Source organism: Amycolatopsis sp. lyj-23, assembly GCF_046549135.1.
GTDB lineage: Bacteria > Actinomycetota > Actinomycetes > Mycobacteriales > Pseudonocardiaceae > Amycolatopsis.
Window position 1 is genome coordinate 228,773 of record NZ_JAJPWN010000022.1, and the last position, 14,624, is coordinate 243,396.

At 73.0% G+C, this 14,624-nt stretch carries 18 protein-coding genes; 10 read left to right on the plus strand and 8 right to left on the minus strand.

Annotation, left to right across the window (positions count from 1 at the left end; genetic code table 11):
* Positions 1–74: 74 nt before the first annotated feature.
* From ACLJPY_RS42890 to ACLJPY_RS42900, 3 genes are read right to left on the minus strand one after another with little or no spacing between them, the layout of a single operon-like run.
* Positions 75–743 carry a GNAT family N-acetyltransferase gene (locus ACLJPY_RS42890; protein ID WP_410596717.1) on the minus strand — a complete coding sequence of 223 codons (669 nt, stop codon included), beginning with the start codon at positions 741–743 and terminating at the stop codon, positions 75–77.
* Positions 743–2,020: a gephyrin-like molybdotransferase Glp gene (glp, locus tag ACLJPY_RS42895; protein WP_410596718.1), complete on the minus strand. Its 1,278-nt coding sequence runs from the start codon at positions 2,018–2,020 to the stop codon at positions 743–745. The genes ACLJPY_RS42890 and glp overlap by 1 nt, the downstream gene beginning before the upstream one ends.
* Positions 2,017–2,922: a UTP--glucose-1-phosphate uridylyltransferase gene (locus tag ACLJPY_RS42900; RefSeq protein ID WP_410596719.1), complete on the minus strand. Its 906-nt coding sequence runs from the start codon at positions 2,920–2,922 to the stop codon at positions 2,017–2,019. Before ACLJPY_RS42900 ends, glp begins: the two co-directional genes overlap by 4 nt.
* A 24-nt stretch (positions 2,923–2,946) precedes the next feature.
* Between ACLJPY_RS42900 and ACLJPY_RS42905 the strand changes: the two genes are divergently transcribed.
* The 4 genes from ACLJPY_RS42905 (at position 2,947) to mscL (ending at position 5,147) form a co-directional block, all read left to right on the plus strand.
* Complete coding sequence (locus ACLJPY_RS42905) at positions 2,947–3,537, plus strand: 5-formyltetrahydrofolate cyclo-ligase (protein ID WP_410596720.1); 591 nt, start codon at positions 2,947–2,949, stop codon at positions 3,535–3,537.
* An 86-nt stretch (positions 3,538–3,623) separates the two neighbouring features.
* Positions 3,624–3,929 (plus strand): FmdB family zinc ribbon protein, encoded by a 306-nt coding sequence (locus tag ACLJPY_RS42910; protein ID WP_410596721.1) that lies wholly within the window; start codon positions 3,624–3,626, stop codon positions 3,927–3,929.
* A gap of 129 nt (positions 3,930–4,058) precedes the next feature.
* Positions 4,059–4,676, plus strand: coding sequence for an SAF domain-containing protein (locus ACLJPY_RS42915; RefSeq protein ID WP_410596722.1), 618 nt, complete (start codon positions 4,059–4,061; stop codon positions 4,674–4,676).
* Between the two features lie 57 nt (positions 4,677–4,733).
* Positions 4,734–5,147, plus strand: coding sequence for a large-conductance mechanosensitive channel protein MscL (gene mscL, locus ACLJPY_RS42920; RefSeq protein ID WP_410596723.1), 414 nt, complete (start codon positions 4,734–4,736; stop codon positions 5,145–5,147).
* 6 nt (positions 5,148–5,153) lie between these two features.
* On the opposite strand, the gene ACLJPY_RS42925 is transcribed toward mscL, so the two are convergent.
* Entirely contained in the window at positions 5,154–5,324 is a 171-nt protein-coding gene (locus tag ACLJPY_RS42925) for a hypothetical protein (RefSeq protein ID WP_043789349.1), read from the minus strand.
* 136 nt (positions 5,325–5,460) lie between these two features.
* Positions 5,461–5,961 (minus strand): molybdenum cofactor biosynthesis protein B, encoded by a 501-nt coding sequence (locus ACLJPY_RS42930; protein ID WP_013230045.1) that lies wholly within the window; start codon positions 5,959–5,961, stop codon positions 5,461–5,463.
* A 123-nt stretch (positions 5,962–6,084) separates the two neighbouring features.
* Between ACLJPY_RS42930 and ACLJPY_RS42935 the strand changes: the two genes are divergently transcribed.
* Positions 6,085–7,143 (plus strand): NAD-dependent epimerase/dehydratase family protein, encoded by a 1,059-nt coding sequence (locus ACLJPY_RS42935; protein WP_410596724.1) that lies wholly within the window; start codon positions 6,085–6,087, stop codon positions 7,141–7,143.
* Between the two features lie 523 nt (positions 7,144–7,666).
* Here the strand turns inward: ACLJPY_RS42935 and ACLJPY_RS42940 are convergent.
* Genes ACLJPY_RS42940 through ACLJPY_RS42950 form a run of 3 tightly spaced genes read right to left on the minus strand, consistent with a single transcriptional unit; the run spans position 7,667 to position 10,819 of the window.
* Positions 7,667–8,716, minus strand: coding sequence for a sensor histidine kinase (locus tag ACLJPY_RS42940; protein WP_410596725.1), 1,050 nt, complete (start codon positions 8,714–8,716; stop codon positions 7,667–7,669).
* On the minus strand, positions 8,713–9,414 hold the full coding sequence (locus ACLJPY_RS42945; protein WP_410596726.1) for a response regulator transcription factor: 702 nt from the start codon (positions 9,412–9,414) through the stop codon (positions 8,713–8,715). Before ACLJPY_RS42945 ends, ACLJPY_RS42940 begins: the two co-directional genes overlap by 4 nt.
* Positions 9,415–9,424: 10 nt before the next feature.
* The gene (locus ACLJPY_RS42950; RefSeq protein ID WP_410596727.1) at positions 9,425–10,819 is read right to left on the minus strand and encodes a hypothetical protein; all 1,395 of its coding nucleotides are present in this window, start codon (positions 10,817–10,819) and stop codon (positions 9,425–9,427) included.
* Between the two features lie 158 nt (positions 10,820–10,977).
* Here ACLJPY_RS42950 and ACLJPY_RS42955 point away from each other — a divergent pair, with 158 nt between their 5' ends.
* The 5 genes from ACLJPY_RS42955 to ACLJPY_RS42975 form a co-directional block, all read left to right on the plus strand.
* Entirely contained in the window at positions 10,978–11,622 is a 645-nt protein-coding gene (locus tag ACLJPY_RS42955; protein ID WP_410596743.1) for a glycosyltransferase family 2 protein, read from the plus strand.
* Complete coding sequence (locus ACLJPY_RS42960; RefSeq protein WP_410596728.1) at positions 11,619–12,302, plus strand: DUF2064 domain-containing protein; 684 nt, start codon at positions 11,619–11,621, stop codon at positions 12,300–12,302. Before ACLJPY_RS42955 ends, ACLJPY_RS42960 begins: the two co-directional genes overlap by 4 nt.
* A complete protein-coding gene (locus tag ACLJPY_RS42965) occupies positions 12,302–12,934 on the plus strand; it encodes a methyltransferase domain-containing protein (RefSeq protein ID WP_410596729.1) in 633 nt (210 codons plus the stop codon). The genes ACLJPY_RS42960 and ACLJPY_RS42965 overlap by 1 nt, the downstream gene beginning before the upstream one ends.
* Complete coding sequence (locus tag ACLJPY_RS42970; protein WP_410596730.1) at positions 12,931–14,046, plus strand: molybdopterin-dependent oxidoreductase; 1,116 nt, start codon at positions 12,931–12,933, stop codon at positions 14,044–14,046. Before ACLJPY_RS42965 ends, ACLJPY_RS42970 begins: the two co-directional genes overlap by 4 nt.
* Positions 14,043–14,624, plus strand: a 582-nt coding sequence (locus tag ACLJPY_RS42975) for a hypothetical protein (protein WP_410596731.1), incomplete at its 3' end; no start/stop codon positions are given. The genes ACLJPY_RS42970 and ACLJPY_RS42975, both read left to right, overlap by 4 nt.

The following is a 14,624-nucleotide window of genomic DNA, read 5'->3' on the forward strand; positions in this document are numbered from 1 at the left end:
GAAAAGCCTCACCGGATTAGGTGAAACTCACAGCATGTGGTAACGCGGCTACCGACCCGGGTGGGTAATCACGTTCAGGCGTAGTCGGCGCGGCCCGAAGCGACCAGCCGGGACACCAGCCCGGAGCCGGTTTCCTCGCGCGTCACGGCGAAGCAGTAGTGGTCCCGCCAGGCGCCCGCGACGTCGAGGTAGCGCTCGAACAGCCCCTCCCGCCGGTAGCCTGCTTTGGTGAGAACCCGCAGGCTGGGCGTGTTTTCCGGCCGCACGGTGGCCTCCAGCCGGTGCAGCCCGGCGGACCCGAAGGCGTGGTCGGTGACGAGCGCGACAGCGGCCGTCGCGACCCCGCCGCGGACCACCTCCGACGACACCCAGTAGCCGATCCAGGCCGACCGCAGCGACGCCCGGATGACATTACCCACAGTGATCTGCCCCGCGAGACGACCGTCCAGGGTGATCGTGAACGGGAGACACTGACCACGCCGAGCGAGCGAGCGCAGCGCCGCCCACTGCGACGGCCACGACCAGAAGGCGTTGCGTTCCGGCCACGGCCCGACGCCGGTGGGCTCCCACATCTCGAGGTGCGCGCGGTCCCGGAGCCGGATCCGGCTCCACTCGCCGGCGTCGCGCAGCCGGACCGGCCGGATCGCGACCTCGCCCGCGGGCACCCGCAGCGGGCCGAGCCGCGCCGGCCAGCCCGGGTGCCTGCTTTCGACCGGGTAGGACACGCCCGACACGGAGTTCATCAGGATCGTTGGGCCAGGAAGGTGACCTGGACCTGCTCGCCGGCGGCGACCTCGGTCAGCTCTTCCGGCACGTTGATCAGGCAGTTCGCCTCGGCCAGCGACGCGAGCAGGTGTGCCCCGGACTGGCCGAGCGGCTGGACCAGGTACTCGCCGTTGGCCTCGTCGCGCAGCAGCTGGCCGCGCAGGAAGCCGCGCCTGCCCTCGGTGGACGTGATCGGCGCCAGCAGCCGCGCGCCGACGATCCGCCGGTGCGGGTTGCGGGTCCCGCGCGCCGCCCGGATCAGCGGCCGCACCAGCACCTCGAACACCACCAGCGCGCTCATCGGGTTGCCCGGGATGAGGAACGTCGGCACCGAATCGGGACCGAGCCTGCCGAACCCCTGCACCGAGCCGGGGTGCATCGCCACCCGCGTCATGTCGATCCGGCCGAGGTCGGACAGCGCGGCGTGGACTTCGTCGCCGGTGGCGCCCCCGGCGCCGCCCGCGACCACGACGATCTCCGACATCAGCAGCCTGCCCTCGACGACCTCACGCAGCCGCTTCGGCTCGCTCGGCACGATGCCGACCCGGCTGACCTCGGCGCCCGCGTCCCGCGCGGCCGCCGCCAGCGCGTAGGAGTTGACGTCGTAGACCTGCCCGACCGACGGCGTCCGGTCGATGTCGACCAGCTCGTCACCGACCGAGACGATCGACACCCGCGGGCGCGGGTAGACGAGGACCTTCGCCCGGCCGACGGCGGCCAGCAGACCGACCTGGGCCGAGCCGATCGTGTCGCCGCGGCGCACCGCGACGTCCCCGATCTGGACGTCCTCGCCCGCCCGCCGCACGTACCCCGCCGACGGCACCGAGCGGTGCACCGTGACCTTGGCCTGGTGCCCGTCGGTGTAGGCGAGCGGCACGACTGCGTCGGCCAGCGTCGGCAGCGGCGCGCCGGTGTCGACGCGCACGGCCTGGCCGGGCTGCAGGCGCCGCGGCTGGCGCGAGCCCGCCGCGATCTCGCCGACGACCGGCAGCTGGACGGGTTCCTCGCCGGCGGCGCGGACGTCGACGCTGCGCACCGCGTACCCGTCGACCGCGGCCTGGTCGAAGCCGGGCAGCGCGTGCTCGGCGACCACCTCCTCGGCGCAGAGCAGGCCCTGGGCCTCGGAGATCGCCACCCGCACCGGCTGCGGCCGCACGGCCGCGTCCAGCGTCATCGCGATCTGCGCGTCCACCGAGCGAAACTCGGCTTCGTCCCCGGCCACTTCGGGCCGCGCCGCGTCGAGGGATTCCGTCATGGGCGCTCTGTCCCGATCCGTTCCGTCAGCCACGCCCGTAAAGATGGACCGTACTCGGGCGTTTCAAGCGCGAAATCGACCGCGGCACGCAGGAAACCACCCGGATTCCCCAGGTCGTGGCGTCCGCCGCGGTGCACGACGACGTGGACGGGGTGTCCTTCGGAGATCAGCAGCGCAACCGCGTCGGTCAGCTGCAGCTCGCCGCCGCTGCCCGGGGTGATCCGCTTGAGCGCGTCGAAGATCGCCCGGTCGAGCAGGTACCGGCCGGCTGCCGCGTAGGTCGACGGCGCGTCCTCCGGCTTCGGCTTCTCGACCATCCCGTGCACGCGCTTGACGTCGTCATCGCCGGTGTCGCTGACGTCGAACACGCCGTACGGCGAGATCTCGGCCTTCGGGATGTCGAACGCGCAGAGCACGCTGCCGCCGAACTCGGCGCGGACCGCGCTCATCTTCTCGAGCACGCCGGTGGGCAGCACCAGGTCGTCCGGGAGCAGCACGGCGACGGCCTCGTCGTCCGGGCGCAGGTTCGGCTCGGCCTGGGCGACGGCGTGGCCGAGGCCCAGCGCCTGCTCCTGGATGGCGGTCTCGACGGCCAGCAGGTCGTGCCCGCGGCGGACCTTTTCCAGCAGCGCGGTCTTGCCCTTGTCCTCGAGGTTCCGCTCTAGTTCGGGCTGCTCCTCGAAGTACCGGACCACGGCGTCCTTGCCCGGCGAAGTCACGATCACCAGGCGTTCGGCGCCGGCGGCGGCGGCCTCGGCCGCGACCAGCTCGATGCCCGGGGTGTCCACCACCGGCAGGAGCTCCTTGGGCACGGCCTTCGTCGCCGGCAGGAACCGTGTCCCGAGGCCGGCGGCAGGCACGATGGCGGTTCTGAACGTCTGGGTGGTTGCGGCGCCCGTCATGGGCGCAGAGCCTAACGTGAGGTCATGCACGCGCTGGGCAATGAGCACCTGAGCAAGGCGGAGTGGCGTGACCGGGTGACGCGCGCCCGGGCGGGGCAGGCAGCCGAATCGCACGCCCGGGAGGCCTCGGCGCTGGTCAGTGCGGTGTCGAAGGTCACAGCCGGCACGGTGTGCGCGTACCTGCCCTTCGGTGCCGAACCCGGCACGACGGCGTTCGTCGACGCGCTGGCCGCCGGGGGCGCGCGCGTCCTGTTGCCGGTCATCGTGTCGCGGACGGATCCGCTCGACTGGGCCGAGTACACCGGCGAGGCCGACCTCGTCCCCAGCCGGTTCCGCGGCATCCGCGAGCCGGGCGGAAAACGCCTGGGCCGCGACGCCGTGGGGGCCGCGGAGCTGGTGCTGGTGCCCGCGCTGGCCGTCGACCGCCGGGGCGTCCGGCTCGGGCGCGGGGCCGGCCACTACGACCGCTCGCTGGTCTTCGCCGCGGCCGGCGCCGCGCTGCTGGCCGTCGTCCGGGACGAAGAGCTGGTCGAACGACTGCCCGGCGAGCCGCACGACGTGCGCATGACCGGGGCCTTGACACCGGGTCGAGGCGTGGTCGAACTGCCGGTGTGAGCAACCAGGAATTGCTTTCCGGGAAGGTTTTCCCGCACAATCGGGTTAGCACTCAAGTCGGATGAGTGCCAGCAAAGGAGCCGTCAGTGCCTACGTACCAGTACGCCTGCAAAGAATGCGACCACCGGTTCGAAGCCGTGCAGTCGTTCTCGGACCCCAGCCTGACCGTCTGCCCGCAGTGCTCCGGGGCCCTGCGGAAGGTGTTCAGCTCGGTCGGCGTCGTCTTCAAGGGGAGCGGGTTCTACCGCACCGACTCGCGCGACTCGAGCAAGTCGAGCACGACGGCCGCCCCGGCGAAGACCGAGACCAAGACGGAGTCGAAGTCGAAGTCGGACACGAGCTCGGCATCCTCCTCTTCGACCACGACGAAGACGGCCGCCGCGGCGTCCTGACACCGAGTTATCCACAACACCCCGGTTGTCCACAGATGCCGGGCGTGGCCCTTCCGGCGGCCCGTCCGGCTTCCCTAACGTCGATCTCGTGCGGCACACCGCCGCACCCGATCCGGCCGAGGGGGCCTTGTGGACGTCTTGCCGAAGCTCAGCTCCATCCACCTGAACCGGCTGCAGAGCCGGCGGACGCGGCTCACCCGCCGCTGGCTCGCCGTCGGCCTGCTCGCGCTCGGCGGACTGCTGCTCGTCCACCCCGGTTCCGCCCGAGGCGCACCGACCGTCCTCGCGGCCCACGACCTCCCCTCCGGCGCGACGCTGCGCGCTGCCGACGTCCGGCTGGCCGAGCTTCCCGGTGAAGCACGTCCAGCGGGCGTGTTGAGCACCCTCGACGCGGTCGACGGACGCCTCCTGGCGGGCGCCGTCCGGGCCGGCGAGCCATTGACCGACGTCCGGCTGGCCACGGTCCCCGACCGGGGTGACCCGGGCACGGCGACCGTGCCGGTCCGGCTGGCCGACGTGGCTGTCGCCGATCTGCTCCAGCCCGGCCGTCTCGTCGACGTCATCGCGGCGCCGGAGCCAGGAGCGCCGGCGTCGGTGCTGGCCGGCGGGGCGACGGTCGTGACCGTCGGGCACCCGGAGCCGGCCACCGCCAAGGGGCCACTGGTGCTGCTCCGGCTACCGGAAGCGATCGCGACGCAAGTGGCGGCGATTTCACTGGAGCGTCCGGTAACGGTTACTCTCCGCTAGCCCGCACCCGCCGAGACGGGCGGCGGCGTCCCCGACCCGGTTCGTGAGGAGAGCAAGGTGTTCAAAGGTTTCAAGGACTTCCTGATGCGCGGCAACGTCGTCGACCTCGCCGTGGCGGTGGTCATCGGCTCGGCGTTCACGGCGATCGTCACGGCGTTCACCAACGGCCTGATCAAGCCGCTGATCAACACCATCGGCGGCACGGACGCCGCGCAGGGCCTGGGGTTCAAGATCTTCCCGAGCAACCCCTCGACGTTCCTGGACTTCGGTGGCGTGATCAACGCGGCGATCAACTTCGTGCTGGTCGCGGCGGTGGTCTACTTCGTGATCGTGATGCCGGTCAAGAAGCTGCAGGAGCGCCGCAAGCGCGGCCAGGAACCGGGCCCGTCGGAGCCGACGGACGTGGAACTGCTGATCGAGATCCGCGACCTGCTCCGCGCGCAGTACCAGCGCGACACCGACCGCGACTGACGGAGGTCAGCGGTCGTGGTGCGGTGGCCGGTTCTCCCGGTACCAGTCGTCCGGGAGACCGGTGCGCCGCTCGGGGTCGCGCTCGTCGGAGGTCGTCTCGGGCAGGACGTCCCCGAAGATCTCGTCGACCCGGCGGCGCTGCTCGCTGGTCTGGGGTTTCCGCTGTTCGCCCGGCATGACCCCAGTGTCCCACGACGCGGTGTTTGACAACTCCAGAGTGAACTTCGACAGCGGCGGCGTTTGGCGGGACTCCCGAGCACGCCGAAGGCTGGGAGCAACGCCATGCGCCGCCCCCGGCCCGGCAGGACGAAGATCAGACCTCTTCGAGGCCCGAGAGCTCGTCGATCACGTGCGGCACGAGCGAGGTCAGGGTCGCCATCCCGTCGCGGACCGCGGAGCGCGACCCGGCGAGGTTGACCACGAGCGTGCTGCCGGAAACCCCGGCGAGCCCGCGGGAGATGCCGGCGTCCACGGCCCCGGCGGCCAGGCCGGAGGCGCGGATGGCCTCGCTGATGCCCGGGATGGGACGGTCGAGCACGCCGGCGGTGGCGTCCGGGGTCCGGTCACGCGGCAGCACGCCGGTGCCGCCGACGGTGATCACCAGGTCGGCGCCGCCGATCACGGCGGTGTTGAGCGCGTTGCGGATACCCGCGGTCTCGGCCTCGACGACCACGACACCGTCGACGATGAAACCCGCTTCTTCGAGCAGCTCGGTGACCAGCGGGCCAGTGGTGTCCTCATGCTCGCCGTGCGCCACGCGATCGTCCACGATGACCACGAGGGCCCGGCCCAGCCGTTGTGCACTCCGTTCCATGGCGCCCACCGTAGCCGGTTCCGGCGGCCGGGCGCCGGGAGGTGCCGGGTGAGTTCTGACGATTCCGTGACGTACCGCCGCGGCCGCCCGCGGGCCCCGGCGAAGCCCCCTAGCGTGGCCGTTGTGCGCGTACTGGTCACCGGCGGAGCCGGGTTCATCGGGTCCCACATCGCCGACCTCCTGGCCGACGACGGCGACGAGGTCGTGGTGCTGGACAACCTCCTGCCGACGGCCCACGGCTCCCACACCCCACCGCCGTACACCGGCAGGCACCGGTTCCTGCGCGGCGACGTGACGGACGCCGAGATCGTCGCGGAGCTGCTGGACGGCATCGACGCGGTCTGCCACCAGGCGGCGGTGGTGGGGCACGGGATCGACCCGTCGGACGCGCCGTCGTACGCCCTGCACAACGACTACGGCACGGCGGTGCTGCTGGCCGGGATGCACGCGGCCGGCGTGCGGAAGCTGGTCCTGGCGTCATCGATGGTCGTCTACGGCGAAGGCCGGTACGCCTGCCCGGACCACGGCGTGGTGCCACCGTCGCCGCGCCACCGGTCCGATGTGGACGCGGGCCGGTTCGAGCCGCGCTGCCCGGCCTGTGAGGCGGAGCTGAGCTGGCAACTGGTGCCCGAGGACGCGCCGCTGAACCCCCGCAGCACGTACGCGGCGACGAAGCTGGCCCAGGAGCACCTGGCCGGCGCGTGGGCCCGCCAGACGGGCGGCAGCGTGTGGGCGATGCGCTACCACAACGTCTACGGCCCACGGATGCCCCAGAACACGCCGTACGCGGGAGTCGCATCCCTGTTCCGCTCGGCACTGGCCCGCGGCGAAGCGCCCCGCGTCCTGGAGGACGGCCGCCAGCAGCGCGACTTCGTCCACGTCCACGACGTGGCCCGGGCGAACGTCCTGGCCCTCCGCACCCCGGGCCCGCCCGACCTGACCCCGCTGAACATCTGCTCGGGCACCCCCCACACGGTGGGTGATTTGGCGGAGGAACTGGCCCGCGCATGCAACGGCCCGGCACCCGAGGTACTGGGCGGCGCCCGCCCGGCCGACGTCCGCCACGTGGTGGCCGACCCGGCCCGCGCCCGCAAGCTGCTCGGCTTCACCGCAGAAATCGGCTTCGCGGAGGGCGTCGCCGACTTCGCGACAGCCGAGCTCCGGCAACCGGTCTCACTCTGACGGCCACGCCCTCGGGCACCCTCACTACGCGAAGCCGGGGCGCAGCATCACTCCGCCGCCCCGGCCCGCGGCCGATGCCGAGCCTCGGCGGCGTGGCGCCCCACCTCGCCCTTCGGAAGACCGACCACGCCTGCATCCCGCCGACATCCCGGCCCACGGTTCTGCATCCCGATCCGCATCAACCAGCGCCTTGACGGTGGCCAGCCCCAACCTGCCACCACTGGCGGTCCCCCCGTGCTCAGGCATCCGAGCCCACGCCCGCGAACACCCGGCGAACTACGCACGGTCGACCCAGCACCGGCCGCCAGTCACCAACTACGGCGTCGCCGGCGGCAGCCGAACCTCAAACCGGCACCCCGGCCCACGGTTCCGCGCCCTGATCCGCATCAACCAGCGCCTCAGCGACAGCCAGCCAGGGCGGCACCACGGGTCACCCCGCCACGCTCAGGCGCTCGAGCCCGCGCCCCGCAAACCCCCGGCGCGCTGCAGCACGGCCCACCCAGCACCGGCCGCCAGTCACCACCTACGGCATCGCGAGCGGCAGCCGAACCTCGAACCGGCACCCCGGCCCATGGTTCTGCACCCCGATCCGCCCCCGATGCGCCTCGACCAACCCCTTGGCGATAGCCAGCCCCAACCCACCACCGCTGGTCGTCCCGCCACGCTCAGGCGTCCGAGCTTGCGTTCCGCGGAAGGCCACGTCGAACACCCGGGTGATCTCGTCGTCCGGGATGCCGCCGCAGGAATCGTCGACCGCGAGCAGGGCCTCGTCGCCGTCGACGCCGATCTGGACCGCGACCGTGCCGTCGGGCGGGGTGTGGCGGATCGCGTTGGACACCAGGTTCCGCACGATCCGGGCCAGTTCCGGGTCGCTGCCGGTCACCACCGGCCAGGTCGACGCGTTGGCGAGCACGCGCACCCGCTTCCGCTGGGCCACCGGGGCCTGAGCGGCGACAGCGTCGCTCACGACGTCCCGCAGCGGCACCGCGGACATCGTGAGCTCGAGAGCACCCGCGGTGATCCGCGACAGCTCGAAGAGGTCGCCGACCATCGCGGACAGGCGCTTGGTCTCGCCGCTGATCCGCTGGGCGTAGTCGGCCACTTCGTCGCGTTCGGACACCACGCCGTCGGCCAGCGCTTCGGCCATCGCCTGGATGCCGGCCAACGGGCTGCGCAGGTCGTGGCTGATCCAGGCGACCAGTTCGCGCCGGGACGCCTCGGCGGCGCGTTCCCGCTCGCGTGCCTCCCGTTCCCACACGCTGCGGCGCGCGATGGCCCGGCCGAGGATGATCGCCGCGGGCACGGTGACCAGGGCGACGAGCAGGCAGACCAGCAGCATCGTGGTCAAGGCCGGGGTGAACATGAACCCGCTGACACCCAGGACGCCGATCAGCGTGGCGAGCACCGGGATCAGCACCAGCACCGTGAGCGTGGTGGCCAGCGAACCGCGGCGCAGCACGTACAGCGCCACCCCGCCCAGCGCCACGACCGGCAGCGAGAAGAGCAGCGCGAACGGCAGGATGTGCCAGAGGTGCGTCAACATCTCCTCGAAGGACTCGCCCGAGCCGATCACGGCTGCTCCCGGTCGTAGCGGTAGCCGACGCCCCACACGGTCGCCACCCGGGTCGGCTTGGCCGGGTCGCGCTCGATCTTCTCGCGCAACCGTCGCACGTGGACGGTCACTGTGGACTGATCGCCGAAGTCCCAGCCCCACACCTTCTCGAGCAGGTCCGCGCGCGAGTAGGCGACCCCGGGGTGGGCGAGGAAGAACGCCAGCAGGTCGAACTCCCGGCTGGTGAGCGGCAGTTCGCGGCCGCCGAGGGTCGCGGTGCGAGCCTTCATCTGCAGGCGCAGGTTGCCGTCCACGAGCTCGGCGGCGGCCGGCTCCGGGCGCGGCATCCGGGCGCGGCGGAGCACCGAGGCCACGCGGAGGGCCAGTTCCTTGGGGCTGAACGGTTTCGTCACGTAGTCGTCGGCGCCGAGCTGGAGCCCGGCGATGCGGTTCTCCTCCTCGCCGAGCGCGGTCAGCATGACGATCGGCACCTGGCTGACCTGGCGCAGCCGCCGGCACACCTCGAGGCCGTTGATCCCCGGCATCATGACGTCGAGCACGACCAGGTCGGGCTCGTGCGCGGCGAACTTCGCCAGGCCCTCGGCACCGTCGCCGGCCATGTCGACGGTGAACCCGGCCACCTCGAGGTAGCGCCGGACGACGTCGCGGACCGTTTCGTCGTCGTCGACCACGAGCACCCGGGCCGCCTGATCGTCCATCACGTCTCCTTCACCAGCCCGTCAGCAGCAGGTGGTTGACGGCCAGGGCCGTCGCCGCCTGCGCGGCCAGCCACCACCGGCGCCCGGGCCGCGGCAGCAACGCCGTCATCGGCAGCAACCACACCCCGAACGGTAGCCAGATCCGTTCGGTCTCGGCCTTCGACAGGCCCGAGACGTCCGCGAACAGGATCGCGGCCAGCGCGGCGAGGCCGAGCAGGAGCACCGGATCGGTCAGCAGCGCGCGGCGCGGCGATCCGAGACCCCGCCGGACGGCGGCCACGACCGCGGGGCCGAGGGCGACCGACACCGCCGCGAGGTCGGCCCACACCCAGTACGAGTAGGGCCGGACCAGCGCCACGCCCTGGTAGTAGCGCTCGACGACGAGGTGGTAGCCGTCGAGCCACCAGAAACCCGCCCAGGCGAAGACGCCGGCCACGGCGAGGGCGGCGGCGATCGCCAGTGCCGCCGCCCGCCACTGCCGGCCCAGAACCGCGACCGCCACCGCGAGCACGCCGAGCAGCACCAGGCCGTAGGACAGGAAGATCCCGAAGCCGAGGAGGACACCGGCGGCGAGCCCGGAAGGCACGGCGTACCGGCGGCCGTGGGCGAAGCCCGTCGCGGACAGCGCGAGCAGCGCCAGCCCGGTGGCGGTGACTCCGGCGAACAGGCCGTCCGCCGACACGCCGATCCACACCGCACCGGGCGTGAGGACGGCGAACGGCAGCACCGCGCGGGCCGCGTCGGGGCGGCCGAGCAGGGCGACCGTGGCGGGCACGGCCACCGCGACCAGGCTGCCGGCCAGTACGACGGCCGTGGCCGCCCAGGCGCCGCCGTGCAGGCCGAGCCGGTCCAGCCAGACGAACACGAGCGTGGCGCCCGGCGGGTGCCCGGACACGTGCGTCGTCCACGAGTGGGGCTGGAAGTCGAGGATGCGGGCGGAAAACTCGCGCAGCATCCGCGGGATGTCGGTGATGCCAGGCACCTCGTGGAGGTACTCCTGCGGGATGGTGAGCCGTCCGGCGAACCCGCGGGCCCAGCCGTCGACCATGGCCAGCGAGAAGATCCAGGCGAGCGAGGCGAAGTAGCCGGCGGCGAGCGCCCGGCGCCACGGCAGCCGGGCGGCCAGCGCCGGGCCGTGGAGCACGACCGCGATCGCGACGAGCAGCGCGAACACCGAGCCCGGGCCCACGTGCGGCAGCCAGTCGGCGAACAACGGCGGGGCGGACACGAAGATGATCACGCCGGAGTTCGGCCGGTTGTAGTACAGGCCGACCGCGGTGGCGGCGGCCACGAGCACCGCGGCGGCCGCCACGGCGAGGAGGTCGGCGCGGCGGCCGGAGACCGCGGGTTCGGGTTCGCGGGCAGGCGGCTCGGCGAGCCGGGCTGCCGATTTCGGCTCGCTCATCGCGTCCACCCTAGGGTCGCGCCGGGCGGCGCGCGCCCTCGGAACGGGAGCCGTAACGACGCGGTAAGAACTCCCCGGACGTCATGATTCGGTAAGCGCCGCAAGGGTTCTGCGGCCTCCGGCGCGGCCTTACGGTCGGCGCCGTGACTGACTTGGAAGTGGACGTCGTCCTCCCCTGCCTCGACGAAGCGGGTGCCCTCCCCGGTGTGCTGGCCGGGCTGCCACCGGGCTACCGCGCGATCGTGGTCGACAACGGATCGTCGGACGGCTCGCCCGATGTGGCGGCCGCGCTCGGCGCGAAGGTCGTCCACGAACCGCGCCGCGGCTACGGCGCGGCCGTGCACGCGGGGTTGGAGGCCGCCACCGCGGACATCGTGTGCTTCGCCGACGCCGACGGGTCACTCGACCTCGCCGACCTGCCGCAGCTGGTGACCGCGGTCGAGCGCGGCGCAGACCTGGCCGTCGGACGCCGGGTGCCGTCCGGTCCCGGCGTGTGGCCCTGGCACGCGAGAGCGGGCAACGCCGTGCTGGCGCTGCTGTTGCGCAGCCGCGGCCTGGCGGTCCGGGACATAGCGCCGCTGCGCGCCGCGGACCGGCGGGCGCTGCTCGGCCTCGGTGTCGCCGACCGGGCGTTCGGCTACCCCTTGGAGCTGCTGATCCGGGCTCAGCGCGCCGGGTGGCGGGTCCACGAGTTCGACGTCCGCTACGGCGAGCGGGCCAAGGGCACGAAGTCGAAGGTGTCCGGGTCGGTGCGGGGGACGCTGCGGGCGGTCCGGGACTTCGGGCGGGTGCTGGCCCGATGACGTCCCCGTTCGTCCTTTTGGTCGTGGCCAAGGCACCGGTCGCGGGCCTCGCCAAGACCCGGCTCTGCCCGCCCGCGACCCCGGCTCAGGCGGCGGACATCGCGGCGGCCGCACTGCTGGACACCCTCGACGCCGTCTGCGCGGTGCCCGGCGCCTTGCCCGTCGTCGCGCTGACCGGTGACCTCGGCTCGGCCGCCCGGAGCGCCGAGATCGGCACGGCGCTGCGGCGCTGCACCGTCATCCCGCAGCGCGGCTGGGACTTCGGCGCGCGGCTGGCGAACGCCCACGCGGACGCCGCCGCGGTGCACACCAGGCTGCCGGTCCTGCAGATCGGCATGGACACCCCGCAGGTCACCCCGGAGCTCCTCGCCGCGACGGTCGCCCCGATCGTGCACGGCGACGACGACTGCGTGCTCGGGCCGGCCGCGGACGGCGGCTGGTGGGCGCTGGGCCTCGCCGAGCCGCGGCGAGCGCAGGTCCTCGCGGGTGTGCCGATGTCCCGCGACGACACCGGCGAGCGCACGCTGCGCGCCCTCACTGCGAGCGGCCTGCGGCCACGGCAGGCCGCGCTTGTGTCCGATGTGGACACCATGGCGGACGCCCGCTCGGTGGCGGCGGCGTGCCCGCTGGGCCGGTTCGCCCGGGCCGTCGCGGCCGTCGGCGGACAGGTGGTGGCGTGATGACGGCACCGGTCAGCACCGGGCACGAGTTCGACCGCGGGCTGCTCGGCCACCGCTGCTGGCTCGAGCTGGCGAACGGCGAGCAGATCGAGCTGCCGGTGGAACGCTGGGCCGGGCCGTCGGAGGGCGACGACGTCCTGCTCGACGCCTGTTCCGGCCCGACCATCGACCTGGGGTGCGGGCCAGGGCGGCTCACCGCGGCGCTGGCCGGGCGCGGGGTCGTCGCGCTCGGCGTGGACAGCTCACGCACGGCCGTCGGACTGACCCGGCGGCGCGGCGGGAGTGCGTTGCAGCGCAACCTCTTCGACCGCCTGCCTGGCGAAGGGCGGTGGCGGCACGCCCTGCTCGCGGACGGCAACATCGGCATCGGCGGCGACCCGGCCGCGCTGCTGCGGCGCACGGCACGGCTGATCGCTCCCGACGGCGACATCCTCGTCGAGGTGGAACCACCCGGGCAGGGCCTGCGGCACGAGCGCGTCCGGCTCCGGCCCGGCCACGCCGACGTCGCCTGGTTCACCTGGGCCTGGGTCGGGGTGGACGCGATCGCCGAAGTCGCCGCGCGCGCCGGGCTGCGCGTCGACTGGACCAGCCGGCGCGGGCACCGCTGGTTCGCACGATTGGAGCGGCCGTGAAACTCACGATTCCCGCGGAAGAACAGTTCCGGGCCCCGGCGCACACCGAACGGGTGACGTCGAAGATCGGCTTGGCGCTCGCGGTCACGTTCACGGCGTGCTTCGTGACGGGGTTGATCAGCCACCTGATCCAGCACCCGCCCGGGTGGTTCTGGTGGCCGAGCCGTCCGGTCGGGCTCTACCGCGTCACGCAGGGGCTGCACGTGGTCTCGGGCGTGGCGTCGATCCCGTTGCTGCTGGCGAAGCTGTGGAGCGTCTACCCGAAACTGTTCGGCCGGCCGCTCGTGCGCTCGCTGCCGCACGCCGTGGAGCGGCTGTCGATCCTGGTGCTCTCCGGTGCGGCCTTCTTCGAACTGACGACCGGGCTGCTGAACGTCGCGCAGAACTACCCGTGGGGCTTCTACTTCCCGCAGGTGCACTACGCGGTCGCGTGGCTGGCCATCGGCTCGATCCTGGTGCACGTCGCGGTGAAGCTGCCGATCATCCGCCGGGCCCTGAGCCGGGCCACTGCCGAGGAACCGCCGGCCGAAGGGCTGTCCCGGCGCGGCTTCCTGGTGACCACCGGGCTGGCGGCCGGGGTCGCGGTCGCGGCCACGGCGGGCGCGACGGTCCCGTTCCTGCGCGGCGTCTCCGCCCTCTCCTGGAAGACGGGCAAGGGCACGCAGGACCTGCCGGTGAACCGCACGGCGGCGGCCGCGGGTGTCACGTGGTCCCCGTCCTGGCGCCTGTCGGTGGTGACCCCGCGCGGCACGACGAAGTTCTCGCTCGACGAGCTGCGCGCCCTGCCGCAGACGACGGCGGAACTGCCGATCGCGTGCGTGGAGGGCTGGAGCCAGTCGGCGACCTGGCGCGGGATCTCCCTGCCCACGCTGCTGAAAGCCGTCGGCACGCCGCCGGGCACGGCGGTCCGGGTGTCCTCCTCGGAGCGTGGCGGCCTGTACGGCGTCAGCGTGCTTCCCGGCGAGCACACGGCCGACAGCCTGACGCTGCTGGCGCTGGAGCTGAACGGCGAGGTCCTCGCCCCCGACCACGGCTTCCCCTGCCGGATCATCGCCCCGAACCGGCCCGGCGTGCTGCAGACGAAGTGGGTCACGAAGCTGGAGGTGCTGTGAAAACCGCCCGTGCGCTCCTCGCGCTGCCCGGCCTCGCCGCGCTGGCCTGGGGTGCGGTGCTGTTCGCCGAGTACGCGCTGCCGCTGCGTCCGGACGTCTTCGGGACGGTCGGCTGGCTCGTCGGCGCCCCGCTCGTCAACGACGCGGTCATCGCGCCACTGACGGCGCTCCTCGGCTTCGCCTTGGCGCGCCTGCTCCCGCCCCGCTGGAAGACTCCGGTCATCACGGGCACGGTCATCACCGGCGTGCTGGCGATCCTGGCCTTCCCGCTGCTCTGGCGCCCGTACGGCACCCCGCCCATGCCGGGCCTCCACGACACCAACCCAACCCTCGGCCTCGCCCTCACCCTGGCCGCAGTCTGGCTAACGGTGCTTCTGACCGCCCTCCGCCCCCGCATCAACCGCCCAACCACGAGTGATGCCCCTCCAGACACACGTGATGCCTCCCCAGACACGTGGAGTTGCCCCCTGGGGCCGGACACCTTGATTCCAGACGGTGGTCTGGAGGGAGGATGTCCTGGTGTCTCGCAGGTCGAAGTATCCGGAGCAGTTCCGGCACGATGCGATCGAGCTGGTCAA